The sequence below is a fragment of the Pseudomonas lundensis genome (genome assembly GCF_001042985.1).
Taxonomy (GTDB): Bacteria; Pseudomonadota; Gammaproteobacteria; order Pseudomonadales; family Pseudomonadaceae; genus Aquipseudomonas; species Aquipseudomonas lundensis.
Genome location: NZ_JYKY01000011.1, coordinates 104,865 through 130,570 on the forward strand (window position 1 = coordinate 104,865; position 25,706 = coordinate 130,570).

General features: G+C 60.0%; 24 protein-coding genes and 1 riboswitch. Of the genes, 6 read left to right on the forward strand and 18 right to left on the reverse strand.

Annotation, left to right across the window (positions count from 1 at the left end; translation table 11 throughout):
* Positions 1-37: 37 nt before the first annotated feature.
* Genes TU74_RS11325 through cobO form a run of 6 tightly spaced genes read right to left on the reverse strand, consistent with a single transcriptional unit; the run spans position 38 to position 5,961 of the window.
* Positions 38-1,492, reverse strand: coding sequence for a cobyric acid synthase (locus TU74_RS11325; RefSeq protein ID WP_048376520.1), 1,455 nt, complete (start codon positions 1,490-1,492; stop codon positions 38-40).
* On the reverse strand, positions 1,489-2,481 hold the full coding sequence (cobD, locus tag TU74_RS11330) for a threonine-phosphate decarboxylase CobD (protein ID WP_048376522.1): 993 nt from the start codon (positions 2,479-2,481) through the stop codon (positions 1,489-1,491). The genes TU74_RS11325 and cobD overlap by 4 nt, the downstream gene beginning before the upstream one ends.
* Positions 2,474-3,382 carry an adenosylcobinamide-phosphate synthase CbiB gene (gene cbiB / locus TU74_RS11335; protein ID WP_048376524.1) on the reverse strand — a complete coding sequence of 303 codons (909 nt, stop codon included), beginning with the start codon at positions 3,380-3,382 and terminating at the stop codon, positions 2,474-2,476. Before cbiB ends, cobD begins: the two co-directional genes overlap by 8 nt.
* On the reverse strand, positions 3,379-4,029 hold the full coding sequence (gene bluB / locus TU74_RS11340; protein ID WP_048376526.1) for a 5,6-dimethylbenzimidazole synthase: 651 nt from the start codon (positions 4,027-4,029) through the stop codon (positions 3,379-3,381). Before bluB ends, cbiB begins: the two co-directional genes overlap by 4 nt.
* Complete coding sequence (locus TU74_RS11345; RefSeq protein WP_047294829.1) at positions 4,026-5,339, reverse strand: cobyrinic acid a,c-diamide synthase CobB; 1,314 nt, start codon at positions 5,337-5,339, stop codon at positions 4,026-4,028. Before TU74_RS11345 ends, bluB begins: the two co-directional genes overlap by 4 nt.
* Positions 5,340-5,349: 10 nt before the next feature.
* Positions 5,350-5,961, reverse strand: coding sequence for a cob(I)yrinic acid a,c-diamide adenosyltransferase (gene cobO / locus TU74_RS11350; RefSeq protein ID WP_047294831.1), 612 nt, complete (start codon positions 5,959-5,961; stop codon positions 5,350-5,352).
* A gap of 82 nt (positions 5,962-6,043) precedes the next feature.
* A riboswitch (cobalamin riboswitch) is annotated at positions 6,044-6,286 on the reverse strand.
* Between the two features lie 124 nt (positions 6,287-6,410).
* On the opposite strand from cobO, the gene TU74_RS11355 reads away from it, so the two are divergent.
* Positions 6,411-7,718, forward strand: a complete 1,308-nt coding sequence (locus TU74_RS11355) for a PQQ-dependent sugar dehydrogenase (protein WP_048376528.1) — start codon at positions 6,411-6,413, stop codon at positions 7,716-7,718.
* Between the two features lie 75 nt (positions 7,719-7,793).
* Here the strand turns inward: TU74_RS11355 and TU74_RS11360 are convergent, their stop codons facing one another.
* The 5 genes from TU74_RS11360 to TU74_RS11380 all read right to left on the reverse strand — a co-directional run bounded on the left by TU74_RS11360 (position 7,794) and on the right by TU74_RS11380 (position 12,375).
* Entirely contained in the window at positions 7,794-8,333 is a 540-nt protein-coding gene (locus tag TU74_RS11360) for a C40 family peptidase (protein WP_047276378.1), read from the reverse strand.
* 143 nt (positions 8,334-8,476) lie between these two features.
* A complete protein-coding gene (locus TU74_RS11365) occupies positions 8,477-9,100 on the reverse strand; it encodes a C40 family peptidase (protein WP_047277405.1) in 624 nt (207 codons plus the stop codon).
* 210 nt (positions 9,101-9,310) lie between these two features.
* Positions 9,311-10,015 (reverse strand): DnaA regulatory inactivator Hda, encoded by a 705-nt coding sequence (gene hda / locus TU74_RS11370; protein ID WP_047276383.1) that lies wholly within the window; start codon positions 10,013-10,015, stop codon positions 9,311-9,313.
* 225 nt (positions 10,016-10,240) lie between these two features.
* Complete coding sequence (locus TU74_RS11375) at positions 10,241-11,314, reverse strand: AI-2E family transporter (protein WP_047294835.1); 1,074 nt, start codon at positions 11,312-11,314, stop codon at positions 10,241-10,243.
* Positions 11,315-11,346: 32 nt separating this feature from the next.
* Positions 11,347-12,375, reverse strand: coding sequence for a DUF2066 domain-containing protein (locus tag TU74_RS11380; protein ID WP_048376530.1), 1,029 nt, complete (start codon positions 12,373-12,375; stop codon positions 11,347-11,349).
* A gap of 382 nt (positions 12,376-12,757) precedes the next feature.
* On the opposite strand from TU74_RS11380, the gene purM reads away from it, so the two are divergent.
* The 5 genes from purM to TU74_RS11405 all read left to right on the forward strand — a co-directional run bounded on the left by purM (position 12,758) and on the right by TU74_RS11405 (position 16,408).
* A complete protein-coding gene (gene purM / locus TU74_RS11385; RefSeq protein WP_048376532.1) occupies positions 12,758-13,816 on the forward strand; it encodes a phosphoribosylformylglycinamidine cyclo-ligase in 1,059 nt (352 codons plus the stop codon).
* Positions 13,816-14,466, forward strand: coding sequence for a phosphoribosylglycinamide formyltransferase (purN, locus tag TU74_RS11390; protein ID WP_048376534.1), 651 nt, complete (start codon positions 13,816-13,818; stop codon positions 14,464-14,466). The genes purM and purN overlap by 1 nt, the downstream gene beginning before the upstream one ends.
* Positions 14,467-14,474: 8 nt before the next feature.
* Positions 14,475-15,188 (forward strand): DUF3108 domain-containing protein, encoded by a 714-nt coding sequence (locus TU74_RS11395; RefSeq protein WP_047294847.1) that lies wholly within the window; start codon positions 14,475-14,477, stop codon positions 15,186-15,188.
* Positions 15,189-15,341: 153 nt separating this feature from the next.
* On the forward strand, positions 15,342-15,827 hold the full coding sequence (locus TU74_RS11400) for an Hcp family type VI secretion system effector (RefSeq protein WP_048376536.1): 486 nt from the start codon (positions 15,342-15,344) through the stop codon (positions 15,825-15,827).
* Complete coding sequence (locus TU74_RS11405) at positions 15,824-16,408, forward strand: DUF4225 domain-containing protein (RefSeq protein WP_420912158.1); 585 nt, start codon at positions 15,824-15,826, stop codon at positions 16,406-16,408. The genes TU74_RS11400 and TU74_RS11405 overlap by 4 nt, the downstream gene beginning before the upstream one ends.
* 923 nt (positions 16,409-17,331) lie before the next feature.
* Here TU74_RS11405 and TU74_RS11410 read toward each other — a convergent pair.
* From TU74_RS11410 to TU74_RS11440, 7 genes are all read right to left on the reverse strand, one after another.
* Positions 17,332-17,877: a DUF2058 domain-containing protein gene (locus TU74_RS11410; protein ID WP_047276399.1), complete on the reverse strand. Its 546-nt coding sequence runs from the start codon at positions 17,875-17,877 to the stop codon at positions 17,332-17,334.
* Positions 17,878-17,899: 22 nt separating this feature from the next.
* On the reverse strand, positions 17,900-18,733 hold the full coding sequence (mazG, locus tag TU74_RS11415) for a nucleoside triphosphate pyrophosphohydrolase (RefSeq protein WP_048376538.1): 834 nt from the start codon (positions 18,731-18,733) through the stop codon (positions 17,900-17,902).
* A 90-nt stretch (positions 18,734-18,823) separates the two neighbouring features.
* Entirely contained in the window at positions 18,824-21,076 is a 2,253-nt protein-coding gene (relA, locus tag TU74_RS11420) for a GTP diphosphokinase (protein ID WP_047276403.1), read from the reverse strand.
* 120 nt (positions 21,077-21,196) lie between these two features.
* Positions 21,197-22,549 (reverse strand): 23S rRNA (uracil(1939)-C(5))-methyltransferase RlmD, encoded by a 1,353-nt coding sequence (gene rlmD, locus TU74_RS11425; RefSeq protein ID WP_048376540.1) that lies wholly within the window; start codon positions 22,547-22,549, stop codon positions 21,197-21,199.
* Positions 22,549-23,451: a cysteine synthase CysM gene (gene cysM, locus TU74_RS11430; RefSeq protein WP_047276407.1), complete on the reverse strand. Its 903-nt coding sequence runs from the start codon at positions 23,449-23,451 to the stop codon at positions 22,549-22,551. Before cysM ends, rlmD begins: the two co-directional genes overlap by 1 nt.
* A gap of 141 nt (positions 23,452-23,592) precedes the next feature.
* Positions 23,593-24,960 carry a sensor histidine kinase gene (locus TU74_RS11435; RefSeq protein WP_048376542.1) on the reverse strand — a complete coding sequence of 456 codons (1,368 nt, stop codon included), beginning with the start codon at positions 24,958-24,960 and terminating at the stop codon, positions 23,593-23,595.
* The gene (locus tag TU74_RS11440) at positions 24,950-25,678 is read right to left on the reverse strand and encodes a response regulator transcription factor (protein ID WP_048376544.1); all 729 of its coding nucleotides are present in this window, start codon (positions 25,676-25,678) and stop codon (positions 24,950-24,952) included. The genes TU74_RS11435 and TU74_RS11440 overlap by 11 nt, the downstream gene beginning before the upstream one ends.
* Positions 25,679-25,706: the final 28 nt, after the last annotated feature.

Below are 25,706 nucleotides of genomic sequence, written 5' to 3' on the forward strand. Positions count from 1 at the left end.
TCTCAAGACAAAACAGCCCGTGGCATCGATCACACCGCTATTGCAGCCCACACAGTTGCCGCAGACGAGCCGTGTCCAAATGGTTTTCCACCAGATCGGCCAAGCGCTCAATGTCCCGCTCGCGCAGCGCGTGGTAGTCCACTGCCTGAACGCTAGGCAACCCGGCCCAGCGCAACAGGGCGCTGCAGGCTGCCGGCGACTCGAACAGACCATGCAGGTAAGTCCCGATAATCTGCCCGTCGGCGCTGCAAGCACCCTCGCAACGGCCGTCTTCAAGCTGCACGGCAGGCCGCTCAAGGGCGCTGCCGCGGGTTACACCGGCGTGAATTTCATAACCGCTGACCTCGGCGTTTTCCAGCGCCAAGCGCCCGCGCACATTACGCAGTTGTTTTTCAGCCTCAAGCTGCGTGGTGAATGCCAGCAGGCCCAGCCCGTCACTGGAGCCCGGCGCGCCTTCCAGCCCCAGCGGGTCGTGGACCTGCTCGCCCAGCATCTGCAAGCCGCCGCAAATCCCCAACACCCGGCCGCCGTAGCGCAAATGCCGCTCAATGGCCGTGTCCCAGCCATTGGCGCGCAGGTAGGCCAAGTCGCTGCGAACGCTTTTGGAGCCCGGCAGGATAATCAGGTCGGCGGGGGGAATCGGCTGACCCGGCCCTACAAATTGCACATTCACCTGAGGGTGCAGGCGCAGCGGATCGAAATCGGTGTGGTTGCTGATGCGCGGCAGCACCGGCACCACGACGTTAAGCACCCGGTCGGCCTTGTTGATCTGGCGCTGGTCGATGCCGTCCTCAGCTTCCAGGTGCAGGTCCATGACATACGGGAGCACGCCGATCACCGGTTTGCCGGTCCGCTGCTCCAGCCAGTCGAGCCCCGGTTGCAGCAGGGCAATATCGCCACGAAAACGGTTGATGATAAAACCCTGAACCCGCGCCTGTTCGCTCTCGGACAGCAGTTCCAGAGTGCCGACCAAGTGCGCGAAGACGCCACCGCGATTGATGTCGGCAATCAGAATCACCGGGCAGTCCACGGCCTCGGCAAAGCCCATGTTGGCAATGTCGCCGGCGCGCAGGTTGATCTCGGCCGGAGACCCGGCTCCTTCGACCATCACCACCGGGTAGGCCGCGCTCAGGCGGTCATGGGAGGCCAGTACGGCCTGCATCGCGATGGCTTTGTAATCGTGATAGGCCACGGCGTTCATGCTGGTCACGGCTCGCCCGTGAATGATCACTTGCGAGCCGGTGTCGCTGTTGGGCTTGAGCAACACCGGGTTCATATCGGTGTGCGGCGCTAACCCGGCAGCCTGCGCCTGCACAGCCTGCGCGCGACCGATTTCGCCGCCCTCGGCCGTCACCGCGCTGTTGAGCGCCATGTTCTGCGGCTTGAACGGCACCACGCGCACGCCCTGACGGGTCAACCAGCGGCACAACGCTGTCACCAATGTACTTTTGCCCGCATCGGACGTGGTGCCTTGCACCATCAACGTGCTCATGGGATTTCCTTGGTGTAAGCCTGCAATGCCTGCTCAAGCTTGAGCCAGTGCGCCTCATCGGCGGGAAGGCCGACACGCACGCTGCTGTTATGGGTAAACAGGCGCAGGAGAATGCCGCGCCGGGCCATGAAGTCGTACAGGTACTCGGCGTGCGGGGTCATCAGCCACTGAAACAGCGCGCAGCCCCCCTGAGCGGGCAACCCGTACTGGCCGAGCATCGCCACCAGCCGCTGGCTGGCCTGTTCGCTGCGCTGGCGTTGCCGGGCGTGCGCCTCGGTGTCGAGCAGGCACGCCTGTCCCAACACCCGCGTCGGCCCGCTGACCGCCCACGGGCCGACTTGCTCAGCGAGCAACTTGAGCAGCTTGAGTTCCGCCAGTACAAAGCCCAGGCGCACACCCGCCAGCCCGAAAAACTTGCCGAACGAGCGCAGGACGATCAGGCCGGTGCGCTGGCTTTGCGGCGCCAGGCTCATCGTCGGCGTGTTGTCCATGAACGCTTCGTCGACCACCAGCCAGCCCCCGCGCTGCACCAGACGCGCATGCCAGTCCAGCAAGCGCTCGGGCGACAGGCTCAGGCCCGTCGGGTTGTTGGGATTGACCACCACCAGCACGTCCAGCTTATCGAGGTAGAAATCGACTTCCTGCTCCATGATTTCGCGCACGATGTGCCCGTTGCGGCGCCAGGCTTCGGCGTGTTCGGCATAGCACGGTGACAATACCCCGACCTTGCCACTGCGGCGCAGACGCGGCAGCAACTGGATGGCGCATTGCGACCCCGGCACAGGTAGCACGTTCGGGGCGCCGTAATAGCTGCACGCGGCCTGTTCAAGGCCGTCATCGGTCTCGGGCAATCGGGCCCAGGCGCGCTCGGGTATGTGCCCGATTGCAAAGGGCCAGGGCGCCAGACCGCTGGACAGGTCCAGCCAGTCAGCTTCGGCAATCCCGTAGCGCAGGGCGGCCTGACGCAAACGTCCACCGTGCTCAAGCATAGAATTCACTCCCGACACACAAAATCAGCAGCCACAGCCACACGCCACGCTGCACCAGTTGCCAGCCGCGACCGATGGAATCGGCGTCGGCAGGCAGGCCTTCCCCCAACTGCGGGCGCTCGTGCAACTCACCGTGGTAAATCGCCGGACCTCCCAACGCTACACCCAGTGCGCCTGCACCGGCAGCCATGACCGGGCCTGCGTTGGGGCTGTCCCAGTGTGGCGCCTGTTGTCGCCAGCAGCGCAGCGCAGCTCGGGTTTTACCCAACACTGCGTAGGTCAGGGCCACCAGACGCGCGGGAATATAGTTAAGTACATCGTCGATACGGGCAGCGGCCCAGCCGAAACGCTCGAACCGCTCATTGCGATAGCCCCACATCGCGTCGAGGGTATTGCTCAGACGATAGAGCACCACGCCGGGAGCTCCGGCCACGGCAAACCAGAAAATCGCCGCGAACACAGCATCGCTACCGTTTTCCAGCACCGACTCAGTGGCGGCTCGCGCCACGTCGGTCGCGTCCAGTTCGTTGGTTTGTCGACTGACCAGATAACCGACACGGGTGCGGGCCTCATCCAGGTCCTGACGGCGCAACGCATCAGCCACCGGTTGCACGTGTTCGCCCAAGCTGCGCATGCCCAGCGCGCAATACAAGGCCAGAATGTCCACCAGCCAACCGATGTAAGGCAGCCATGACAACGCCGTGGCCAGAATCGTCAACGGAATGACCGCCAGCACCCAGGCCGTGACCCCGTGACTACGCCAGCCGCGTCCACCGGAATTGAAACGCTGTTCGATACGGTCCGCCATACGGCCAAACGCGACCAGCGGATGCCAGCGCCTGGGCTCGCCCAACAGTGCGTCCAGCGCCACCCCGGCGACGCACAGCAACGCCACACTCATGGGCTCACTCCCCAATAGTTCTCGTACACCAATTCATTGAGCGGACGCGCCTGCGCCCACCCTTCCAGCACCAGCATAGGCGCCGGGTAAAACGCTTCGACCGGCCCCAGGCACAGCACCGCCAGCGGCTTGGCCCCGACGGGCAAGCCCAGCAGGTCCGCCAGCGCTTGCGGCTCGAACAACGACACCCAGCCCATGCCCAGGCCTTCAACCCGGGCGGCCAGCCACAGGTTCTGAATGGCGCAAGACAATGACGCCATGTCCATTTCCGGCAGCGTGCGCCGACCGAAAATATGCTTCTCGCGATCGTCCATCAACGCGGCCACCAGCACTTCGGCGCAGTCCTGGATGCCTTCGACCTTAAGGGTCATGAATTCATCGGAACGCTCGCCCAGCGCCTCGGCGGTGCGCACCCGTTCCTCCTCCACCAACGCTTGAATCTTGCCGCGCAGCTCACGGCAGGTGATGCGGATAAACCGCCACGGTTGCATCAAACCCACGCTAGGGGCCTGATGCGCCGCTTCGAGCAGGCGCGCTAACAGTTCGGGCGCAACGGCGCCGCCGCTGAAATGGCGCATATCGCGGCGCTCGGCGATGGCGCGGTACACCGCTGCGCGCTCTTGGGGACTGAATGCGTTGTCGCTCATGGCACCTTCACAGCACACGGCGCGAACAGCGCAGCCACGGCCTTGGGATTGGACGGAAAGTAAAAGTGCACATAGGACGCTGTCAGGCGGCCTTCGCGATACACCGCTTCGGCACCGCGTCCACCATTGGGGCTCAGGCCCCGGGCAATGGGTTGCAGCTCGGTACGGGTCAGTGAATGGTGATAGGTATGACCGCGCAGTTGGCCTTCAGGCAAGTCCACGGTTTGCAACGCCAAGGCCGCCAGACGCTTTTGCATGGTTGCCTCACCCGCCAGCACCCCCACCAGCTCGGCGCGCTGGCCGTCGACATCGGTCAAGGCATCGAGCAGGTACAACATGCCGCCACACTCCGCCAGCAACGGTTTGCCTGCGGCATGATGAGCACGGATCGCATCAAGCATCGCGTGGTTACGCGACAGCGCAAGGTGATGCAGTTCGGGGTAGCCACCCGGTAAATACAGGCTGTGCGCAACGGGAAGCTGCGTGTCACGGATCGGTGAAAAGAACGCCAGCTCCGCGCCCATGTCCCGCAGCAAGGCCAGGCTCGCGCCGTAGGTAAAGGCGAACGCTTCATCCCGGGCCACGGCAATCCGTACACCCGCCAGCAACGGCTCGACCGCCACCGGCGTCGGCGCGGCGAATTCAACAGCGGGTGGCAGCGCTACCTCGCAGGTGCTGGCCAGCGCGTCGGCTGCGGCATCCAGGCGGGCGTCCAGGTCATTCAACTCGCTGGCTTGCACTAGCCCCAAGTGACGGCTCGGCAACTCGATGCCGGTTTCCCGGGACAACGCGCCATACCAGCGCAAGCCTTCGGTCAGGCTGCCTTCCAGCAATTGCGCGTGACGCACCGTGCCCACCCGGTTGGCCAGCACCCCGGCAAAGGGCAAGTCCGGCTGGTACCGCGCAAGCCCCAGGGCCAGGGCACCAAAGGTCTGGGCCATGGCCGTGCCATCGATGACACCCAGCACCGGCACCCCGAAATGACGGGCCAGATCTGCGCTGGACGGCGTGCCATCAAACAGCCCCATGACCCCTTCAATCAGGATCAGGTCAGCTTCGCCAGCCGCCTCCCACAGCAAGCGCCTGCTTTCCTCTGCGCCCACCATCCACAAATCGACCTGATACACCGGCGCACCGCTGGCGCGCTCCAGAATCATCGGGTCGAGGAAATCCGGACCACATTTAAACACCCGCACCTTGCGCCCCTGATTGCGATGCAAACGGGCCAACGCGGCGGTAACGGTGGTCTTGCCCTGACCGGAAGCCGGCGCGGCGATCAACACCGCCGGGCAATGACGCGACTCTCTCATGCTTGAACACTCACAATTCGATGCCTTTCTGGGCTTTGATACCGGCCTGGAAGGCGTGTTTGACCACGCTCATTTCCGTCACGGTGTCGGCCAGGTCAATCAGTTCAGGTTTTGCACCGCGCCCGGTGACCAGCACATGCTGCATCGGCGGGCGGGCTTGCAGGTCTGTCAGCACCTGATCCAGGTCGAGGTAGCCGTGCTTGAGCGCAATGTTCAGCTCATCGAGCACCACCAGCCCGATGGACGGATCGCGCAGCATGTCGCGGGACACTTCCCAGGCAGCCTCGGCCGCCGCGATGTCGCGCTGGCGGTCCTGGGTTTCCCAGGTGAAGCCCTCGCCCATCACGTGATAGCGCACTTGCTCCGGAAAGCGGCGGAAGAAGCGCTCTTCACCGGTGCTGTTGCGGCCCTTGATGAACTGCACCACGCCGCACTGCATGCCGTGGCCCATGGCGCGGGCCAGCATGCCGAAAGCCGAGCTGCTCTTGCCTTTGCCATTGCCGGTCAAGACCAGCAGCAGACCACATTCATTGGGTGCGCTGGCGATGCGCTCGTCCATGACGGCTTTTTTGCGCAGCATGCGCGCCTGATGACGTTCGTCGCGTTCGGGGGATTCATTCATGGCAGCTCTCCGTTGGGGCTGAAAAAAGCAAACGGGAGGCGGGGGGAGATTTCACAACAGCGACACACCGTCGCCCGCCGCGAGGTGCTGGATGGATCAGGCCGGTCTCCGGGCTCATGAGCGGGCCGCCTGCCTGGCAGCAACCCTGACCGCGCGCCTTCCCGTGTGCAGACACAGTGGCACTCAGCGCGGTGTTGACTCATTTACCGTTGCGGGGGCAGCGCCGGAATCGTGAACCTGGCGCACTGCGCCCTGCCCCTCACCGGCTTCCCTGTTTCACCCTGCCAGCCCATGGCTGCAGAGCACCTGAAACAAGCGGCGAAGGTTAGAGGGTTGGGGGTGGAGCGTCAATTAAAGGAAGCGCTGACCTCCACTTCAAAACGGCATTGCCCTGAACCTTTGCACGACTAGGCTTCTCTATCACTTACACCCCACTCATGGAGATTCACATGCTTAAGCGCCAGCACGCTGTTGTCATCGCACTTGCAGCAGGGTTAGCCGCCTGTGGTGAGAGTTCGACCTTGCAAGTGGCGGATGGCACCGGCCCCTCGCCCAAGCTGCCTGAGCCCAACAAGACGCTGATTCCGACGGTCAATATCGCACCCGCCGTGGGATGGTCTCAGGGCGCCAAGCCGATTGCCGCCGAAGGGTTGCAGGTCAGCGCCTTCGCCGAGGACCTCGACCACCCGCGCTGGCTGTATGTGCTGCCCAACGGTGATGTGCTGGTGGCAGAAACCAATGCCCCGCCCAAACCGGACGACAGCAAGGGGGTTCGCGGCTGGGTGATGGAAAAGGTCATGGGCAAAGCGGGCGCGGGCGTGCCGAGCGCAAACCGGATCACCCTGCTGCGCGATGCCAATCACGACGGCATCGCTGAAACCCGCAGCGTGTTTTTGCAGAACCTGAATTCGCCGTTCGGCATGGCACTGGTCGGCAACGATCTGTACGTGGCCGACTCGGACAAGCTGCTGCGCTTTCCCTATCAGGCCGGTGCCGACAGCATCAGCGCCCAGCCGACCAAAGTGGTCGACCTGCCGGGCGGCCCACTGAACCATCACTGGACCAAAAACGTGATTGCCAGCCCCGATGGCAAAAAGCTCTACGTGACCGTTGGCTCCAACAGCAACGTGGGCGAGAACGGCATGGATAAAGAAGAAGGCCGCGCGGCGATCTGGGAAGTGGACCCGGCCACCGGCAGCCACCGGATTTTCGCGTCGGGCTTGCGTAACCCCAATGGCATGGACTGGGAACCGGCCACCGGCAAGCTCTGGACCGCCGTCAATGAACGCGACGAGATCGGCAGCGACCTTGTACCGGACTACATCACTTCGGTTAAAGACGGCGGTTTCTATGGCTGGCCCTACAGCTATTACGGCCAACACGTCGACGTCAGGGTCGACCCGCAAAACCCAGAATTGGTGGCCAAGGCCATTGCCCCTGACTTTGCCGTCGGCCCGCACACAGCGTCATTGGGGTTGAGCTTTGCCGATGGCAGCAAGTTGCCAAACTTCACCGAAGGGGCGTTTATCGGCCAGCATGGCTCTTGGAATCGCAAACCCCACAGCGGTTACAAAGTGATTTTCGTGCCGTTCGCCGATGGCAAACCAACCGGCATGCCGATGGATGTCTTGACCGGGTTCCTCAACGCGGATGAAAAAGCGATGGGCCGGCCGGTGGGCGTGGTGATCGACAAACAGGGTGATCTGCTGGTGGCCGATGATGTCGGCAACACAGTCTGGCGCGTGTCTGCCAAGTAAGGGGCTGTCTGGCTGCCCCGATAAAAAAAAGAGAGGCTGTGCAATCACAGCCTCTCTTTTATTCAACAGTGCCGCTTATGGATTGCGGGCCAGGTGCTGCTCGGTAGGCAGTACACGCTTGGCATTCAGATAGGCTTTTTGCCAGTAGGCTTTGGACAGGCTGTCGAGCTTGACCGTACCGCCCGTGGCCGGCGCATGAACGAAGCGCCCTTCTCCCACGTAAATCCCCGCATGACTGACCTGCGTCCCACCACTGGTGGCGAAGAACAGCAGGTCGCCGGTTTGCAGCTTGTCTTTGCCCACATTCGGCGCACTCATCACGATCATCTCGCGGGTCGAGCGCGGCAACGAAATGCCAGCGGCATCGTTATAGACGTACTTGATCAGACCACTGCAATCAAAGCCCGAGTCCGGAGTATTACCGCCCCACCGATAAGGCGTGCCCACCAGCCCTAGCGCACGGAACAACACATCGGCGGCGACGGGCGAGAAGTCATCAGAGGGGTTGGCAAATACCACCGGCTTTTTGGCCACGGGGGCGGGCGGCGGGTTGCTGGCGCAAGCACTGAGCAGGGCTGCTAGAGTCAAAACTGAGAGACGGGCCATGATTGACATAAACAGAACGTTCCTGATTCTGGATACGGCAACTCGGCCGCGAAACCTGAAACCGCGACAGGCACTACCTTCGCGGCTCAGGAATTTAACAATGCGACTGAATTCTAGCCCTTAGAGGCCAAACTTCAAGTGAAGCTTTAACTTTACTTGCGGGCTATGACGCTCGTTGGCGCCATGGCCAGTGCGCGCTTGGCTTCAATGAAGGTTTTGCTCCAGTAGGTATCGCCCAACTTGTCGATACGCACCCCGCCACTGCGACGGCTGCTGGAGTGGATGAACTGGTCGTCCCCAAGGTAGATCCCGGCATGGCTGACACGCCCGCGACCGTTGGTGCTGAAGAACAGCAGGTCACCCGGCTTGAGCTTGTTACGCGCCACCAGCGGCGCATCAACGTTGATCATTTCGCGCGTGGAACGCGGCAATTGCATGCCAGCTTCTTCGCGGAACAGATAACCGATGAAACCGCTGCAGTCGAAGCCTGCTTCCGAGGTGCCGCCAAAACGGTAACGGGTACCGATCAAGGACATGCCGCGCTCAAGAATGCTGTCCGCCAATGCTGGCAGCTCATAAGGCTTGCTGTTTTCGGAGAATTGAGCCAGTTCTTTTTCGGTCGCCAGTTCTTCCTGATAAAGAGCGGAATCCTGGGACACAGATGACTTTTGAACCTGCTGGTCGACTACTTGCTGAGACACTGGCGAGTGCGCAGCGCAACCAAATAACAGGGTAACGAGTGCGAGGGGCACGAGGGGTGCGAAGCGATTTAGCATGGGCACGACCGTGGCTTGTAGGAAAAGTAGCCGCGACTATGCCAACTATGATCCTCATTTGCAAATTCAATCGATCTAAATGTGACTCGGCAGTTTTCTCATGACATCTAAGGTTTTACACCCCTGACGATAGAATCTGCGTTCGCCACCCTGCTGGCGCGCGGTTTTTCTGGCGCCTGCCATTTGCCATACCGGCTATAAAACGAGGGATTACCAGCCCAAGGTTTCTTTCAGAAAAGGGATGGTCAGCTTGCGCTGGGCTTGCAAAGACGCCTGATCGAGCTGCTCCAGCAGATCAAACAGCGCGCTCATGCTGCGGGTACCACGGGTGAGGATGAAGTGCCCGACTTCGTCGGTCAGGTGCAGGCCACGGCGCGAGGCGCGCAACTGCAAGGCTCGCAGCTTGTCTTCGTCAGACAGCGGTCGCATCTGGAAGATCAACGCGAGTGTCAGGCGGGATTTGAGGTCAGCCAGCTTGATCGGCAACTCTCGCGGTGATGCCGAGGCCGCGATCAACAGCCGTCGCCCGCTGTCGCGCAAACGGTTGAACAGGTGGAACAGCGCTTCTTCCCAGTCCGCGCGTCCGGCGACGGCCTGAAGATCATCCAGACACACCAGCTCGTACTGTTCGAGGTTATCGAGGATTTCGATGCCGCGATCCATCAGCTCGCCCAACGGCAGGTACACAGCGGGCTCGCCCATCTGTTCAAAACGCAGGCAGGCTGCCTGCAACAGGTGCGTACGCCCGACGCCATGCTTGCCCCAAAGGTAGATCAGACTTTCTGTCCAGCCGGCGTCGGCTTCGCATAGACGCTCGACATAGCCGAGTGCAGCGGCATTGGCGCCTGGATAGTAGTTTATGAAGGTAGCGTCATCACGCAGACGCACACCTAGGGGCAGCTGAATCGGTTTCATGCTGACTGAACAGTTCAAACGAACCGTTAGTGGCCTCTGTGTAAAGTTTGCAAAGTTTATACCCGTTGTAGCCGGGCGCACAATGTAACAGACCACGAGCAAAATCAAAGGTTTGCGTTAAGACCTTGGATTATTTGAGTTTTTGCCAACGCTCAAGCTCCAGCCGCGCCATAAAAAAGGCAGGCCCGCGAAACCAGCGGCCTGCCTTTTTCAACATGAGGAGACCTACAGCTCGGGGTCTTCTTCACCTTTATACACGTGCGACTCCTTGTACATGTCCTGCACATGGCGAATCAGCACCATGATCACGGCGGCCACCGGCAAGGCCAGCAGCACCCCGGTAAAACCGAACAGTTCACCCCCGGCCAAAATCGCAAAGATCACCGCTACCGGGTGCATGCCGATTTTGTCACCTACCAGCAATGGCGTAAGCACCGTACCTTCCAGCGCCTGCCCCACCATAAACACTGCGACGATTCCGAGCATCGGGTACAGGTCACCGCCAAACTGGAAGAGCCCGGCAATCAATGCCGCCCCAATGCCGATGATGAACCCCATGTACGGCACGATGGCCGCAATGCCCGCCATCAAACCAATCAGCAGGCCCAGTTCAAGCCCGACCAGCATCAGCCCCGCGGAATAAATCACCCCGAGCGCGAGCATCACCAGCAACTGCCCACGGACAAACGCACCGAGCACGTCATGACACTCTTTGGCCAGCGAAACGATTTGTTCTTCACGGTCACGCGGCAGCAAGCCCCGGATCTTGGCCAGCATGATGTCCCAGTCACGCAACAGGTAAAAAGCCACCACCGGGATCAATACCAGGTTGGCCAAAAACCCGATCAGCGCCAGGCTCGACGCCGTGGCCTGCGACAGCACCACCCCGACGACATCGGACGCCTCCCCCATATGCTCAGTGATCGCCGCCTTGATCTTGTCGAACTTCCAGAAGCCGTCGCTCAGGCCAAACTTGCTTTGCGCCCATGGCATCGCCGTATGTTGCAACCAGTCCAGCACTTGTGGCGCCAGTTGGTACAGTTTCATCAACTGCTTGGCCAGCAACGGCACCAACACCAGCACCAGCGCCGTCACAATCACGGTGAACAGCGTAAACACGGTCACAACCCCCCAGGTTCTGGACAAGCCGAGCCTCTCCAGACGGTCCACCACGGGATCGAACATGTACGCCAGAACGATAGCGACCAGAAACGGCGTGAGTATCGGATGCAAGAAATACACAAACAGGGCGAACACCAGCGCCACGCCCCACCATACCCATCGCCGCGAATCCGTCATCAAGCGTCCATCCTTTATAAAGAAGAAAAAACCTACCAGCGAAAGCGTAGCTGTGCGGCGGGCGTAGCGGCGGGCGTCTGACCCGCCTCAGTCACCGGCGCGCCCTCACTCGCCGGGATTTCCTGCAAATGCGCCAGCCCCAGTTGAGCGCGCAATTGCTCGGCACTGCCATTGACCTGATACACGCTACGGTCGCCGTCTATTCGCACAAGCTGCCCGCCAAACGGCTCAAGCAAACGCCCCAGCGAGGCATAACGTTCAAGGGTCATGCCGTGGACTTCCAGCAACTGCTCTGTAGAAATGCCCGGCTTGACCACATAACGCGGCGCCAGACGCTCACTCACGGCCAGCATCACCGCATCGGCCAACGCTGCCTGATCGGCCGCCTGCGCACTGCCCTGCTCCTGCTGATCGCCCAGCCACATCCGCCATTTGGCTTGCCACTGGCCGCCCTCTTCTCGGGCATGCACCGCCAGCAACGCATCGGCACCGTACCGCTCGGACGCTTCACGCAACGGCGCAGGGTTGGCGCCTTCAATATTGTCGACCGTGCCAACCAGTTGTTCGCTCAAGTCCGCCAACGGCAAGCGCAATGGCAGCCCCCGGTGTTGCGCTGCACGGCGCAGCGGTTCGGCCGCCGACTGCCCGTCACCGACCAGGCTTGAACCTTCCACCGAGTCGGCCAGCCACCAACTCAGCAACGCCGGACGGTTGCTGCCCCACAACGACAGGCCCGCCTGACGCAACGCGCGCTCGGTGCTCACAGGATCGAAATCCACTTGCAGGCTTTCGGGCGGCCCGGCGTCATATCCGTATTGACGAATGATTTGCTGGGGGTCTTTGCGCACCGGCTCCAGACCAGGATTTTGCAGCGCCTTGGCATCGCCGGTCAGGCGGATCACCAGTGTCTGCAATGCTTTTTGCGTGGCTTGGGTGCGCTCTTCGGGAGACTGACTGCTCACCGGCTCACGCACTTGATACAAATTGGTCAGAATTTCGGCATGGCTCGCCAGACTGAAAAAGGACAAACAGCCCGCGGCTAAAAGATGATGAAAACGCATGAAATATTCCTGACGACAAAAAAGCAGTCTTGAAAGACCCGATAAACCCACTGCACAGGCTTCAGACAGGGCGCAAGCCAAATCATTCAGCGCGACGGCAGCGTTTTCACCCGGTCATAAAAAATCAAAAGTGAACCCGTATACCTTATACAGGCCTGCCCGCAGCGGCCAGTAAGACTAAATAAGGTTTTTTTCGCGCTATATAACCCTGCCCGTCGGCCCGAGGATGGCCGCTGCCCTTCAAGCCTGATAAAATCGCGCGCCTTCGCAGACCGGCGACAGCCGGGCACCCGGCAAATGTTTCATTCCCAGCGATGAGCACTTGCCAGCGGGCCCTCTGAGATCGGTCGACCTCCCCGAATCCCCCCTAAAGGCCTGGATTATGAGCAAGCAACCATCCCTGAGCTACAAAGACGCCGGTGTAGACATCGACGCCGGTGAAGCATTGGTCGAACGCATCAAGAGCGTGGCCAAGCGCACTGCACGCCCGGAAGTGATGGGCGGCCTCGGCGGTTTTGGCGCCCTCTGCGAAATTCCTGCCGGTTACAAGCAGCCTGTTTTGGTCTCCGGCACCGACGGCGTGGGCACCAAGCTGCGTCTGGCCCTGAACCTGAACAAACACGACAGCATCGGCATCGACCTGGTGGCCATGTGCGTGAACGACCTGATCGTGTGCGGCGCCGAGCCACTGTTCTTCCTCGATTACTACGCCACCGGCAAACTCAACGTTGAAACCGCGACCCAGGTGGTGACCGGTATCGGCGCAGGTTGCGAGCTGTCCGGCTGCTCGCTGGTAGGCGGCGAAACCGCTGAAATGCCAGGCATGTACGAAGGCGAAGACTACGACCTGGCAGGTTTCTGCGTTGGCGTGGTCGAAAAATCCGAAATCATCGACGGCTCCAAAGTGGCTGCCGGTGACGCCCTGCTCGCCCTGCCGTCTTCAGGCCCGCACTCCAACGGTTACTCGCTGATCCGCAAGATCATCGAAGTGTCCGGTGCAGACATCGAAAACATCCAGCTCGACGGCAAGCCGCTGACCGACCTGCTGATGGCCCCGACCCGCATCTACGTCAAGCCGCTGCTCAAGCTGATCAAGGAAACCGGCGTGGTCAAGGCCATGGCGCACATCACCGGCGGCGGCCTGCTGGACAACATCCCGCGCGTGCTGCCTAAAGGCGCCCAAGCCGTGGTGGACGTGGCCAGCTGGCAGCGCCCTGCGGTATTCGACTGGTTGCAGGAACAAGGCAACGTGGCCGAAACCGAAATGCACCGTGTCCTGAACTGCGGCGTCGGCATGGTGATCTGCGTGGCCCAGGCTGACGTAGAAACCGCCCTGAACGTGCTGCGTGAAGCCGGTGAACAGCCTTGGGTCATCGGCCAGATCGCAACTGCCGCAGAAGACGCTGCGCAAGTCGAGCTGCAAAACCTCAAGGCGCACTGATGCCTGACTCGTGTGATGTAGTGGTGCTGCTTTCCGGCAGCGGCAGCAACTTGCAGGCCTTGATCGACAGCAAAGACGTCAAGGAAAGCCCGGCCACCCTGCGCGCGGTGATTTCCAACCGCGCCGACGCCCCGGGCCTGCAACGCGCCATGAACGCGGGGATCGACACCCGTGTACTGGATCACACAGCATTCGAGGGCCGCGAGGCCTTCGATGCTGCACTGATCGACATCATCGACACTTTCAATCCGCACCTGGTGGTACTGGCCGGCTTCATGCGCATACTCAGCGCTGACTTCGTGCGCCACTATCAGGGGCGCCTGCTGAATATCCACCCGTCTTTACTGCCCAAATACAAAGGCCTGCACACGCACCAACGCGCACTGGAAGCGCAAGATCGTGAGCACGGTTGCAGCGTGCACTTCGTGACCGAGGAACTCGATGGCGGCCCTCTGGTCGTACAGGCAGTGATACCGGTCGAGTCTGAAGACACGCCAAGCAGTCTGGCGCTACGGGTGCATGCCCAGGAACACCGGATCTACCCGCTTGCAGTGCGCTGGTTTGCCGAGGGTCGCTTGTCTCTCGACGAACAAGGTGCATTATTGGACGGTCAATTACTCCCGGCCAGCGGCCACCAGATACAAATCTAGGAGATTTTATGCGTCGTGCCCTGCTCCTTGCCCTTAGCCTGCTAGCCATCCCAGCAGTGCAAGCGGCCGATCTTCAGCCTTTCAAGGCCAGCTACACCGCCGACTGGAAACAGTTGCCGATGAGCGGCTCCGCAGAACGCAGCCTGACCAAAGGCGCAGACAACGTCTGGACCTTGAACTTCAAGGCCTCGATGCTGATCGCGAGCCTGAACGAAGAAAGCACACTCAAGCTGGAAAAAGACCAGCCGGTGCCCCTGAGCTATCACTTCGAACGGGGTGGCCTGGGTAAAGCCAAAAACATCGACCTGAACTTCAACTGGAAGGACATGACGGTTACCGGCACCGACAACAAGACGCCCGTGACGGTAAAACTGCTAACCGGCATGCTCGACAAGTCGACCTATCAACTGGCCCTGCAGCGCGACGTCCTGGCCGGCAAAAAGTCGATGAGCTATCAAGTAGTTGATGGTGACGAAGTGGACACTTACGACTTCCGCGTCATCGGCCCTGAAGTGGTCAGCACCAAGGCCGGCAAAATCAACGCCATCAAAGTCGAGCGCGTCCGCGACCCGGCCCAGAACAAGCGCATCACCGAGATGTGGTTCGCCAAGCAATGGGATGGCCTGCTGGTAGCCTTGCGTCAGGTCGAAAAAGACGGCAAGGAATACAACATCATGCTGCTCGACGGCACGGTGGACGGCAAGACAGTCAAAGGCGAATGAGCCGCGACTGACAGTGCCAGACAAAAAACCTCGCTCCGGCGAGGTTTTTTTTGACCTTGAAACCCCGGCAAAGATGAAACTTTTCAGAAACCCCCTACAACTTGCCTCTAACTCTTGCAATAGGATGCTCGAAAACTACAAAGAGTGGCACGTATGGCTAACCATGGTTACATGACGATCACCGGCAAGGCTCAAGGCCTGATTTCGGCGGGCTGTTCAACCCAGGACTCCATGGGTAATAAGTATCAGACAGCGCATACTGATGAAATCATGGTGCTGTCCTGCAACCATAATATGGCCAATGTCGGCAATATTAATAAACCAACACATCATCCAATTAACATATCCAAAAATATTGATAAATCTTCGCCGCTACTGGCTCAAGCACTCTCAAGTAGAGAAGAAATAAACTGCATCATCAGCTTTTACCGCGTTTCGCCCTATGGAAAGCAGGAGAAATTTTATTCTATCTCGATGAATGGCGGAATTATTGCTGACCTGACATTTGAAATGCCTCACGCTATTTTGCTGCACGATGCAGAACCGCAAGAACATGTCGCCATCCGTTATCGAGACATCACGTGGACCCACCATTCTGCCGGCACCAGCGGATACAGTACGTGGGGGGAATACGAGTGAAGCCAACCATTGAAAGTTGTATGCCTGGTAGCTGTGACTATTGGATGGTCAGTGCCGCAGCTGGAAAGCTTGGAAGCCAAGCCAGCACATTGGGTGTCCGGCACATTAAGGACGGCGCACTGCGATTACAGTTCAATCGCGAAGTCGCTTACTATGCCAAAAGCATTGTTGATGATGTCTCGCAGGGCAAAAAAAGCCCTGAGCAGGGCTTACAAGATATTGAAAACGAACAGCGAAGCCTGCTGAACCAGTCAATGGAAATTGCTCAAAAAGGCGTGGGAGCAATCGCCGGGGCATTTCAAATTGCCGCAGGGGTCGGGATCTGTTACGCCTCAGCAGGTATCCTGTGCGTAGTTGCAGGCGCACCCATGATGGCCCATGGTGCTAATAATCTTTATGAAAACAGTCGTAACCTCTTAGAGAGTCGTTCTGATACCCAAGGCCCCGTCAGAAAGCTTTATCACGAGGGCGCTAAACTACTCGGCGGCAGCGCACATGATGGGAATATGGCCTATGGCACGGCTGATTTGGGACTTTCTGCATATGCCGTAGGAAGAATGGTATTAAATCCAGATGCCTAGCGCCTATTCAGGTATATAAAAACCGATTACGCCAGGTCATATAAAATAATAGGGAGTCGCGCTCTTGTATTCGAAGGGATTAGCGATAGCGTGACAGGTAGATCAATGTACCAAGAGCACAAAAACAATGATAAATAGCACTCTAGTTTCCTTTTTATACCTAACACTCTCTCTGACAGCACTGTCCTCTTTATATTTTTTTTCACGCTTTTTCTCTGGTAAAAAATTCAAATGGCGATGGTTTTTTTTATGCTTGCTCTTAACTCTTTTTGTTGGATCTTTCCATATGAGCACAGTGAAGTACGGATATGACATTATCTTTCCTGCACTAAAACCTATCCTGAAGGATAATGATGCAGTTGGATGGATCGCATTGTTAAGTATCTTTCTCCATACAGCCTGTATCCCCACCCAATATGAGCCCAAGCGATGGTTTTACCGAAAATAAACTCACATCCAATCAGTCTCGCCAAGAGGTGTGAGCAGGCCGAGGGAGCGATAGGATCATTTGATCAAGGGCCGCCATCGCATACCTTCCACCACTGCTTTTGAAGGTTGATATCCCTGAAGGAAAGCCAAATCGCACTCCGCAGGGAAGCACTTCACTCTGAGCTGAGTACCACGTCAGCCGAGCTTGTTGGAGGCGCACGTGTAGCGTAAACATGCTCCGGCGACGGGTTGTGTCTGCTTTAGCGGGTTTGGACGCGAGCTGAGACTCTACGCAGCCAATCATGTAATCGTCAGCAATGTCAAAAACAGCCTTGGTCGGTATGTTCCACCGCGAAAGCGACGCCCAGGACTACAAGGCCGAGCTGGAAAAGCTGGAAGCGCAACAGCGCCGGTCCTGAAGCATTGATACGACCCTCTTGAAAACAACAAACCCCGCCGAAGCGGGGATTGTTTTGACAGCCATGAAGGCGTGCTTACCACATCAGATCATCTGGGATCTGGTACGCCGCATACGGATCGTCTTCTTCAGGTGTTTTCGGCTCAACCAGAATGTTGAGCTGCACGATCCGGCGCGGGTCGCGCTCCTGAATTTTCAATGCCGCTTCACGCGGGATAACTTCGTAGCCACCCTGATGCTGCACGATCGCCAGCGAGCCATTGGCCAGCTTGTTGCGCATCAGCGTGTTGACCGACAGGCGCTTGACCTTCTTGTCGTCCACGAAGTTGTAGTAGTCCTCAGTGCTGAGCTTGGGCAAGCGCGAAACTTCGATTAATTGCTTGATTTGAGCGGCGCGGGCCTTTTGTTCGGCCTTCTCCTGCTGCTGACGGTTCAGCTCCTGGTCGCGCTTGATCTTCTCGGCCTTGGCTTCGGCCGCCAGGCGCTGCTGAGTGTCATCCAGCTCGATCTGGCCTTTATGGGCCAGACGCTGCTGCTTCTGCTTTTCTTTACCGGCCTGCTTGGCCTGTTTCTCGTTGACCAGTCCGGCTTTGAGCAACTGGTCGCGTAGGGAAATGCTCATCTACTTACTCACTTAGGCAAACTCAGCCGCAGCTGGGTAAATTCTTTTCCTGGCGCTTGGCTTCACCCCAGAGGGCGTCCAGGTCTTCAAGGGTGCAATCTTCAATGGGGCGCAGGGTATCGCGCAATGCCTGCTCGATAAACCTGAAACGCCTGTCAAATTTGGCATTTGCCCCACGCAAGGCCGTTTCAGGGTCAACTTTCAGGTGTCGCGCCAGATTCACCACGGAAAACAGCAGGTCACCGACCTCGTCATGGATGGCAGTCGAGTCGTTGTCCGCCATGGCTTCCAGCACTTCGTCGAGTTCTTCACGCACTTTGTCCAGCACCGGCAGGGCCGCAGGCCAGTCGAAGCCTACCTGAGCGGCGCGCTTCTGCAATTTGGCGGCCCGCGATAAGGCGGGCAACGCCACGGGCACGTCATCGAGCAAAGACAACTGATGGGGCGCCGACGCTTTTTCGGCCCGTTCTTGAGCCTTGATTTCATCCCAACGCTGCTTGACCTGTTCTTCGCTCAGGCGCGGCACGTCCAGCGGGGCATACAGATCGCCCGTCGGAAATACATGGGGATGGCGGCGGATGAGCTTGCGGGTGATGCTGTCAATGACCCCGGCAAATTCAAAGCGCCCTTCTTCACGGGCTAACTGGCTGTAATAAACCACTTGAAACAACAAGTCGCCCAACTCGCCTTGCAAGTGCTCGAAGTCGCCCTGCTCGATGGCGTCCGCGACTTCATACGCCTCTTCAAGGGTGTAAGGCACGATCGTGCGGTAGGTTTGCTTGATGTCCCACGGGCAGCCGTACTGCGGATCACGCAGCCGGGCCATGAGGTGGAGCAAATCGTCGAGGTTGTACATCACGGATCTCTTCTACAAAACGCTATGAGCAGGGCCGCACGCAACGCCAGTTACCCGCCTCCAGTGGCTGAAAGCGGGGTTCCTCAGACCTTATCGCGGCTCACTGCGCCCGATACGCCGGGTTTCAATGATGTTGGGCAGTTGCGAGATTTTTCCCAACAGACGCCCCAGCGAATCGAGCCCCGGAATCTCGATGGTCAAGGACATCAGCGCGGTGTTGTCCTCTTTGTTCGAGCGGGTGTTGACCGCCAATACGTTGATCCGCTCGTTGAGCAGCACTTGCGACACGTCACGCAGCAGCCCGGAACGGTCGTACGCCCGAATCTCGATATCCACCGGGTAGGTGGAAACCGGGATCGGCCCCCAGTTGACTTGAATCATCCGCTCAGGCTCGCGGCTGCCCAGTTGCAGCACCGAGGCGCAATCCTGGCGGTGAATGCTCACGCCACGCCCCTGGGTGATGTAACCGACGATGGCATCGCCCGGCAGCGGCTGGCAGCAACCGGCCATTTGTGTGAGCAGGTTGCCCACGCCTTCGATCTGGATGTCGCCGCGCTTGCCCGGTTTGTAGCCTGTGGCCTTGCGTGGAATCAGCTCCATCTGCTCGTTGCCGCGTTCGGGCTCGACCATTTGCTGCGCAAGATTGATCAACTGCGCCAGACGCAAGTCGCCCGCGCCCAGTGCCGCGTACATGTCCTCGGCGGTTTTCATGTTGGCCTTGTCGGCCAGCTTCTCGTAATCCACCGCAGGCAGGCCCAAGCGGCCCAGCTCGCGCTCAAGCAGGGTTTTACCCGCGGCCACGTTCTGGTCACGCGCCTGCAACTTGAACCAATGCACAATCTTGGCCCGGGCCCGCGACGTGGTGATGTAACCCAGGTTCGGGTTCAGCCAGTCACGGCTCGGCGTGCCATGTTTGCTGGTGATGATCTCGACCTGCTCACCCGTTTGCAGGCTGTAGTTGAGCGGCACAATTCGCCCGTTGATCTTCGCGCCCCGGCAGTTATGGCCGATTTCGGTGTGCACCCGATACGCGAAGTCCAGCGGTGTCGCGCCTTTGGGCAAGTCGATGGCGTGCCCGTCCGGGGTGAAGATATAGACCCGGTCCGGTTCGATATCGACCCGCAGTTGCTCGGCCAGACCACCGATATCGCCCAGTTCTTCGTGCCATTCCAGCACTTGGCGCAGCCACGAGATTTTCTCTTCGTACTGATTGGAACCGGCCTTGACGTCAGTGCCCTTGTACCGCCAGTGCGCGCATACCCCGAGTTCGGCCTCTTCGTGCATGGCGTGGGTGCGGATCTGCACCTCAAGTACCTTGCCCTCCGGCCCGATCACGGCGGTGTGCAGCGAGCGATAGCCGTTCTCTTTCGGGTTGGCGATGTAATCGTCGAATTCTTTCGGGATATGGCGCCACAGCGTATGGACGATGCCCAGCGCGGTGTAGCAATCGCGCATCTCGGGCACCAGCACCCGCACGGCTCGCACGTCATAGATCTGGCTGAAGGCCAGACCCTTGCGCTGCATTTTGCGCCAGATGGAATAGATGTGTTTGGCCCGGCCGCTGATGTCCGCGTCAACGCCAGTGGCTTCCAGCTCCGTACGCAACTGATTCATGACATCGGAGATGAAACGCTCGCGATCCAGGCGACGCTCATGGAGCAAGGTCGCGATCTGCTTGTACTGCTCAGGCTCAAGGTAACGGAAGGACAAGTCCTCCAGCTCCCACTTGATATGACCGATGCCGAGACGGTGCGCCAAGGGCGCATAAATATCGAACACCTCGCGGGCCACGCGGTTGCGTTTTTCGTCCGGGGCATTCTTGACGGCGCGAATGGCGCAGGTGCGCTCGGCCAGCTTGATGAGCGCGACGCGCACGTCATCGACCATGGCCACCAGCATTTTGCGCAGGTTCTCAACTTGGCCCTGGGTGCCCAGCACCATCGACTGACGCGGGCTCAGGCTGGCGCTGATCGCGGCCATGCGCAGTACGCCATCAATCAGCTTGGCCACCACCTGGCCGAAGCGCTGGGTAACGGCGGGCAGTTGAATCTGGCCTTCACGCACGCCGCGATAGAGAATCGCCGCGACCAGCGAATCCTGATCCAGCTTCAGATCCGCGAGAATTTCAGCGATTTCAAGCCCGGTGCGAAAGCTCGAGGTGCCTTCGGTCCACAGGTTTTTCGCGGCATTGGCTTGCTGTTCAGCCTCGCGTGCAAACTCACAGGCTTCTTTCAAGGCTTCACGGTCCAGCGCGACATCCACACTCACGGCATGATCAAGCCATGCGTCGAGGTTGAGACTGCCGTCGGTGTTGATCGGCTGGTGTGCTCTGACCTGTACCATCTTGCTTACCTTCCCTACGGCGCACATTCAGTGCGCCGAAATCACCGGCCCGAATCCCGATTCCACGCCACAGGGCCAAGTCGCGTGGAACTGCGGGCCCGTAGAAATAGACAGACCGTCCTAGTCTGCTTCAAATAACGCCATTGCCTCGACATGCGCGGTTTGCGGAAACATATCGAGGATTCCGGCACGTTTTAACCGATAACCCTGCTTCATCAGTTCAACCGTGTCGCGCGCCAGCGTGGCCGGGTTGCACGACACATACACCAAGCGTTTGGCCCCAAGGGCAGACAGCTTGCGTACCACTTCATAAGCGCCATCGCGGGGCGGGTCCAGCAGCACGGCAGAAAAACCGTCTTTGGCCCATGCTGCTTGCGCCAGCGGCTGCGACAGGTCGGCCTGAAAAAACGCTGCATTATGCAGGTTGTTACTGACCGCGTTTAGCGCAGCGCGTTCGACCATCGTCGCAACCCCCTCAACCGCCACCACCTCGCGGACCTGTTTGGCCAGCGGCAACGCGAAGTTACCCAGCCCGCAAAACAAGTCAAGAACCCGCTCGTCGGCTTGAGGCGCCAGCCATTCCAGCGCCTGAGCCACCATGGCCTCGTTGACCCCTGCATTGACCTGAACAAAGTCGCCGGGGCGATAGGCCAGTTGCAAATTCCATTGCTCTAAAAGGTAGACCAACGTTTGAGTCAAATCGACAGGCTGCGGTTCACCTTCGCCATGCAACCACAATTGGGCACCGTGGGTGAGGCAAAACCCCTGCAACAGCTGCATGTCTACTTCGCTGAGCGGCGCCATGTGGCGCAGCAGCACGGCAATCGCCGACCCACTGAACAACTCGACATGGCCCAGCGCCCTCGGGTTGCTCAACTGACGCAACAGAGCGGGCAGCCCGGCCATGATAGGTTGCAAAGCCTGTACCAGAACCAAACAGTGATCGATGGCCACAATGTCCTGACTGCCAGCCGCGCGGAAACCGACTTCCAGCTGTTTGGCACGCGCATCCCAACGCACCGCAATGCGGGCGCGGCGGCGGTAGCCGAACTCGGGCCCGGTCAACGGCGCGGCCCACTCCTCAGGTTCGACAGCCGCTACCCGCGACAACTGCTCGGCCAGCATGCGCTGTTTAAGTGCAAGCTGCTCGTCGTGGGGCAGGTGCTGCACGCTGCAGCCGCCACAGCGCCCGGCATGGGCACACGGGGCGACGCGGCGCACTTCACTGGCTGTAAAGACGCGCTCAGTGCGGGCCTCAACGATTTTGCCGTGGGCACCCAGCACCCTGGCCTCCACGTCTTCACCGGCCAGCGCACCGCTGACAAACCAGGTCCGGCCGTCAAGGAAGGCAATGCCGCGGCCATCATTGGCCAGACGCTCGATGCGCAAACGCTGTTTTTTGCCCGTGGGCACTTGCGGGGCCTTGGTGCCGCCAGCCGGCTGAAACCGCAGGCCTCTTGCTTGCTTAGCCATCAGTTCGGCGCATCGTAAATGCCGGTCGACAAGTAACGGTCGCCACGGTCACAAATGATCGCGACGATCACCGCGTTTTCCACTTCCCGGGACAACCGCAGCATCGCGGCCACTGCACCGCCCGAAGAGACGCCACAGAAGATGCCTTCTTCGCGGGCCAGTCGACGCATCACGTCTTCAGCTTCGCGCTGGGCCATGTCGACGATCCGGTCCACCCGGTCAGCCTGATAAATCTTTGGCAGGTATTCGGTTGGCCAGCGGCGAATGCCGGGGATGGCGGCGCCTTCCATCGGCTGCAGGCCGATGATCTGGACGTTGGGGTTTTGTTCTTTCAAATAGCGCGACACGCCCATGATGGTGCCGGTGGTGCCCATCGAGCTGACAAAGTGGGTGACGCTGCCCTGGGTCTGACGCCAGATCTCCGGGCCGGTGCTGGTGTAGTGCGCTTCGGGGTTGTCACCGTTGGCAAACTGGTCGAGCACCTTGCCGCGACCTTCAGCCTGCAGCTTGTCGGCCAGATCGCGCGCGCCTTCCATGCCCTCTTCCTGGGACACCAGAATCAGCTCGGCGCCATAGGCGGTCATGGCCGCCTTGCGCTCGGCACTGGAGTTGTCAGGCATGATCAGGATCATCTTGTAGCCTTTGATCGCAGCGGCCATGGCCAGTGCGATGCCGGTGTTGCCGGACGTGGCTTCAATCAGGGTGTCGCCGGGCTGGATCTGACCGCGCGCTTCGGCGCGGGCAATCATCGACAGCGCCGGGCGGTCTTTGACCGAGCCCGCCGGGTTATTCCCTTCGAGCTTGAGCAATAACGTATTGGTGGTGTCGCCGGCCAGGCGCTGCAAGCGCACCAGCGGCGTGTTGCCGACGCAGTCGGCGATAGTGGGGTACTGCAAAGTCATGGCGTATTCGCAATCCGGACTGCGGGGTCGCACATCATACCGACAAACGCCAATTGGCCATATCACGCAAAGTGCGGAGCTTATGGCGAAAGGCTATAAGCCCGGCCCTCGAAGACTGTGTCATCGCTGTCGGGCAGCCGTTTACAGATGCGGGGGCAAATAGCACGGCAATCGCAGGTGTACCCGTAACCCTTGAGGGGTGTTTTCTGCCCACAGGCTGCCGCCTTGCAGCCGCAAGGCATTGCGCGCGATGCTCAAGCCCAGGCCAAAGCCGCCATCACCGGGCCGTGAGCCATCGAGTCGGGTGAACGGCGCAAAGATACGCTCCAGTTCGTGCGGCGCGACACCGCCGCCCTGATCGTCGAGCCATAAATGCCACTGGTCGCCTTCACGCTGGCCGCTAAGGCTGACGACCCCGGCGGGCGGGGAATGCCGAATGGCGTTGCGCAGGATGTTTTCCAGCGCTTGCGCCAAGCTGTTGAGATGCCCTTGCACCCAACACTCAGCGCCCACAAAACACGGCAGACGCGATTCGGGCCAGCCGCTTTCAAAGCGGGCGTTTTCGCTGATCATTTCCCACAGCGCCTGCACCTGAATCGCTTCCACCGGCAGCGGCCCTCGCTCGGCGTCGAGCCAGGCCAGTTGCAGGGTGTCTTCCACCAGACGCTGCATGCCATCGACCTCGCGGCTCAATCGCTCGCGCAACGCGGCTTCGCCCTGCTCGCTGTCGCAGGCCACGCGCAAACGGCTTAAAGGCGTACGCAGCTCGTGAGACAAGTCACGCAGCAACTGCTGCTGTTGGCTGACGGTGCTTTGCAAGCGCTCCGACATTTGATCGAACGCGCGCCCCAGATCGCCCAACTCATCCTGACGGCTGGTGGTCTGGCTCGACACCCGCGCGCCCAATTGGTCGGCGCGCCTGGCGTGAGCCTGCTCGCGCAGTTGATTGAGCGGCACGATCAGCAGGCGATAAAGGCCGACACACAGCAATAAGGTGAACAGGCCGGGGATCACGCCATTGGTGATGATGCGCCAGACCCACTGCGAATACCCCGGCATAAAGCGCTGTGGCAGCTCAATGACCAGATAGCCGATGGACGAGTCGCGCGGGAACGGCACTTTCATCCACGGGCGGGCGTTTTTCAAATGACTGATGGGCCAGTCCACCCCGCGCAGGAAGGTCAGGCGCTGGCTTTCACGTTCATTGAGCGGGTAGCTGCTCAGCGACTGCAAATCCTGACCGATGACGCCGACCCAGCCGCTTTCGACGTGCCCCAGCGCCTGCAACCACTGATCGACACCCGCTTGTCCTGCCTGCTCCCAAGCGGTTTCTGCCTCACCGGCGTAACGCATCAGCGTGCTGCGGGCCTCATGGGAGAGAAAACCGGTGCGTTTGTCCATGTAGCGGCCCCACGACCAGCTCAGCCAGATCATGAGTAAACAAAAAGCGACCAGCAGGCAGGCCAGTTTCCAGAACACCGAGTGTTTGCCGGGGACCTTATAAGGCATCGCTGGCACTCAGCACGTAACCCTTGCCCCACACCGTGCGCACTTCCCGCGCGTGATAACCGATGCTCTTGAGCTTACGGCGGATCTGGCTGATGTGCATGTCGAGGCTGCGATCGTGGGGCGCGTAGCCGCGTTGCAGCACGTGCTGGTACAGAAACGCCTTGCTCAACACTTCATCGGCATTGCGGTAAAGGGTGTCGAGCAGACGGAATTCGCTGCGGGTCAGGCCCGCGTACTGCGCGCCATGGCGCACGTCGCTGGCGGCGTCGTCGAAGACCAACCCGTTTTCCTGGCCGACAGGCAGCGACACGGCGCTGGCACGGGGCGTGCGGTCCAGCGCCACCCGCCGCAGGATGGCCTCGATGCGCACTTGCAGCTCAGCCATGCTGAACGGTTTGGGCAGGTAGTCATCGGCGCCCAGCTGAAAACCGTTGATGCGGTCGGCTTCGGCGCCCAGGGCCGACATCAAAATGACGGGCAATGCATGGGTCTGGCGCAGTTGCGTGAGCACCTGCAAGCCATTCATGCCGGGCAGCAGAATGTCCATCAACACCACGTCAAAGGGCTGCTGTTGAGCCAGGTTCAAACCGTCCTGACCGTTTTGGCACCAGCGCACCTCAAACCCGGCGCGCTGCAACTGCGCTTGCAGGTAAGCGCCCAGCACGGGGTCGTCTTCGATGGCCAACAGGCGGTAGGGGTTGTTCACGGCGGGATTCATTAGCGTCTGCAAGTCATTCTCAATCGGC

Bases quoted from the DNA above. Each gene is read 5' to 3' on its own strand.
- TU74_RS11325 (WP_048376520.1), bottom strand. From the start codon at position 1,492: ATGAGCACGTTGATGGTGCAAGGCACCACGTCCGATGCGGGCAAAAGT.
- cobD (WP_048376522.1), bottom strand. From the start codon at position 2,481: ATGCTTGAGCACGGTGGACGTTTGCGTCAGGCCGCCCTGCGCTACGGG.
- cbiB (WP_048376524.1), bottom strand. From the start codon at position 3,382: ATGAGTGTGGCGTTGCTGTGCGTCGCCGGGGTGGCGCTGGACGCACTG.
- bluB (WP_048376526.1), bottom strand. From the start codon at position 4,029: ATGAGCGACAACGCATTCAGTCCCCAAGAGCGCGCAGCGGTGTACCGC.
- TU74_RS11345 (WP_047294829.1), bottom strand. From the start codon at position 5,339: ATGAGAGAGTCGCGTCATTGCCCGGCGGTGTTGATCGCCGCGCCGGCT.
- cobO (WP_047294831.1), bottom strand. From the start codon at position 5,961: ATGAATGAATCCCCCGAACGCGACGAACGTCATCAGGCGCGCATGCTG.
- TU74_RS11355 (WP_048376528.1), top strand. From the start codon at position 6,411: ATGCTTAAGCGCCAGCACGCTGTTGTCATCGCACTTGCAGCAGGGTTA.
- TU74_RS11360 (WP_047276378.1), bottom strand. From the start codon at position 8,333: ATGTCAATCATGGCCCGTCTCTCAGTTTTGACTCTAGCAGCCCTGCTC.
- TU74_RS11365 (WP_047277405.1), bottom strand. From the start codon at position 9,100: ATGCTAAATCGCTTCGCACCCCTCGTGCCCCTCGCACTCGTTACCCTG.
- hda (WP_047276383.1), bottom strand. From the start codon at position 10,015: ATGAAACCGATTCAGCTGCCCCTAGGTGTGCGTCTGCGTGATGACGCT.
- TU74_RS11375 (WP_047294835.1), bottom strand. From the start codon at position 11,314: ATGACGGATTCGCGGCGATGGGTATGGTGGGGCGTGGCGCTGGTGTTC.
- TU74_RS11380 (WP_048376530.1), bottom strand. From the start codon at position 12,375: ATGCGTTTTCATCATCTTTTAGCCGCGGGCTGTTTGTCCTTTTTCAGT.
- purM (WP_048376532.1), top strand. From the start codon at position 12,758: ATGAGCAAGCAACCATCCCTGAGCTACAAAGACGCCGGTGTAGACATC.
- purN (WP_048376534.1), top strand. From the start codon at position 13,816: ATGCCTGACTCGTGTGATGTAGTGGTGCTGCTTTCCGGCAGCGGCAGC.
- TU74_RS11395 (WP_047294847.1), top strand. From the start codon at position 14,475: ATGCGTCGTGCCCTGCTCCTTGCCCTTAGCCTGCTAGCCATCCCAGCA.
- TU74_RS11400 (WP_048376536.1), top strand. From the start codon at position 15,342: ATGGCTAACCATGGTTACATGACGATCACCGGCAAGGCTCAAGGCCTG.
- TU74_RS11410 (WP_047276399.1), bottom strand. From the start codon at position 17,877: ATGAGCATTTCCCTACGCGACCAGTTGCTCAAAGCCGGACTGGTCAAC.
- mazG (WP_048376538.1), bottom strand. From the start codon at position 18,733: ATGTACAACCTCGACGATTTGCTCCACCTCATGGCCCGGCTGCGTGAT.
- relA (WP_047276403.1), bottom strand. From the start codon at position 21,076: ATGGTACAGGTCAGAGCACACCAGCCGATCAACACCGACGGCAGTCTC.
- rlmD (WP_048376540.1), bottom strand. From the start codon at position 22,549: ATGGCTAAGCAAGCAAGAGGCCTGCGGTTTCAGCCGGCTGGCGGCACC.
- cysM (WP_047276407.1), bottom strand. From the start codon at position 23,451: ATGACTTTGCAGTACCCCACTATCGCCGACTGCGTCGGCAACACGCCG.
- TU74_RS11435 (WP_048376542.1), bottom strand. From the start codon at position 24,960: ATGCCTTATAAGGTCCCCGGCAAACACTCGGTGTTCTGGAAACTGGCC.
- TU74_RS11440 (WP_048376544.1), bottom strand. From the start codon at position 25,678: ATGAATCCCGCCGTGAACAACCCCTACCGCCTGTTGGCCATCGAAGAC.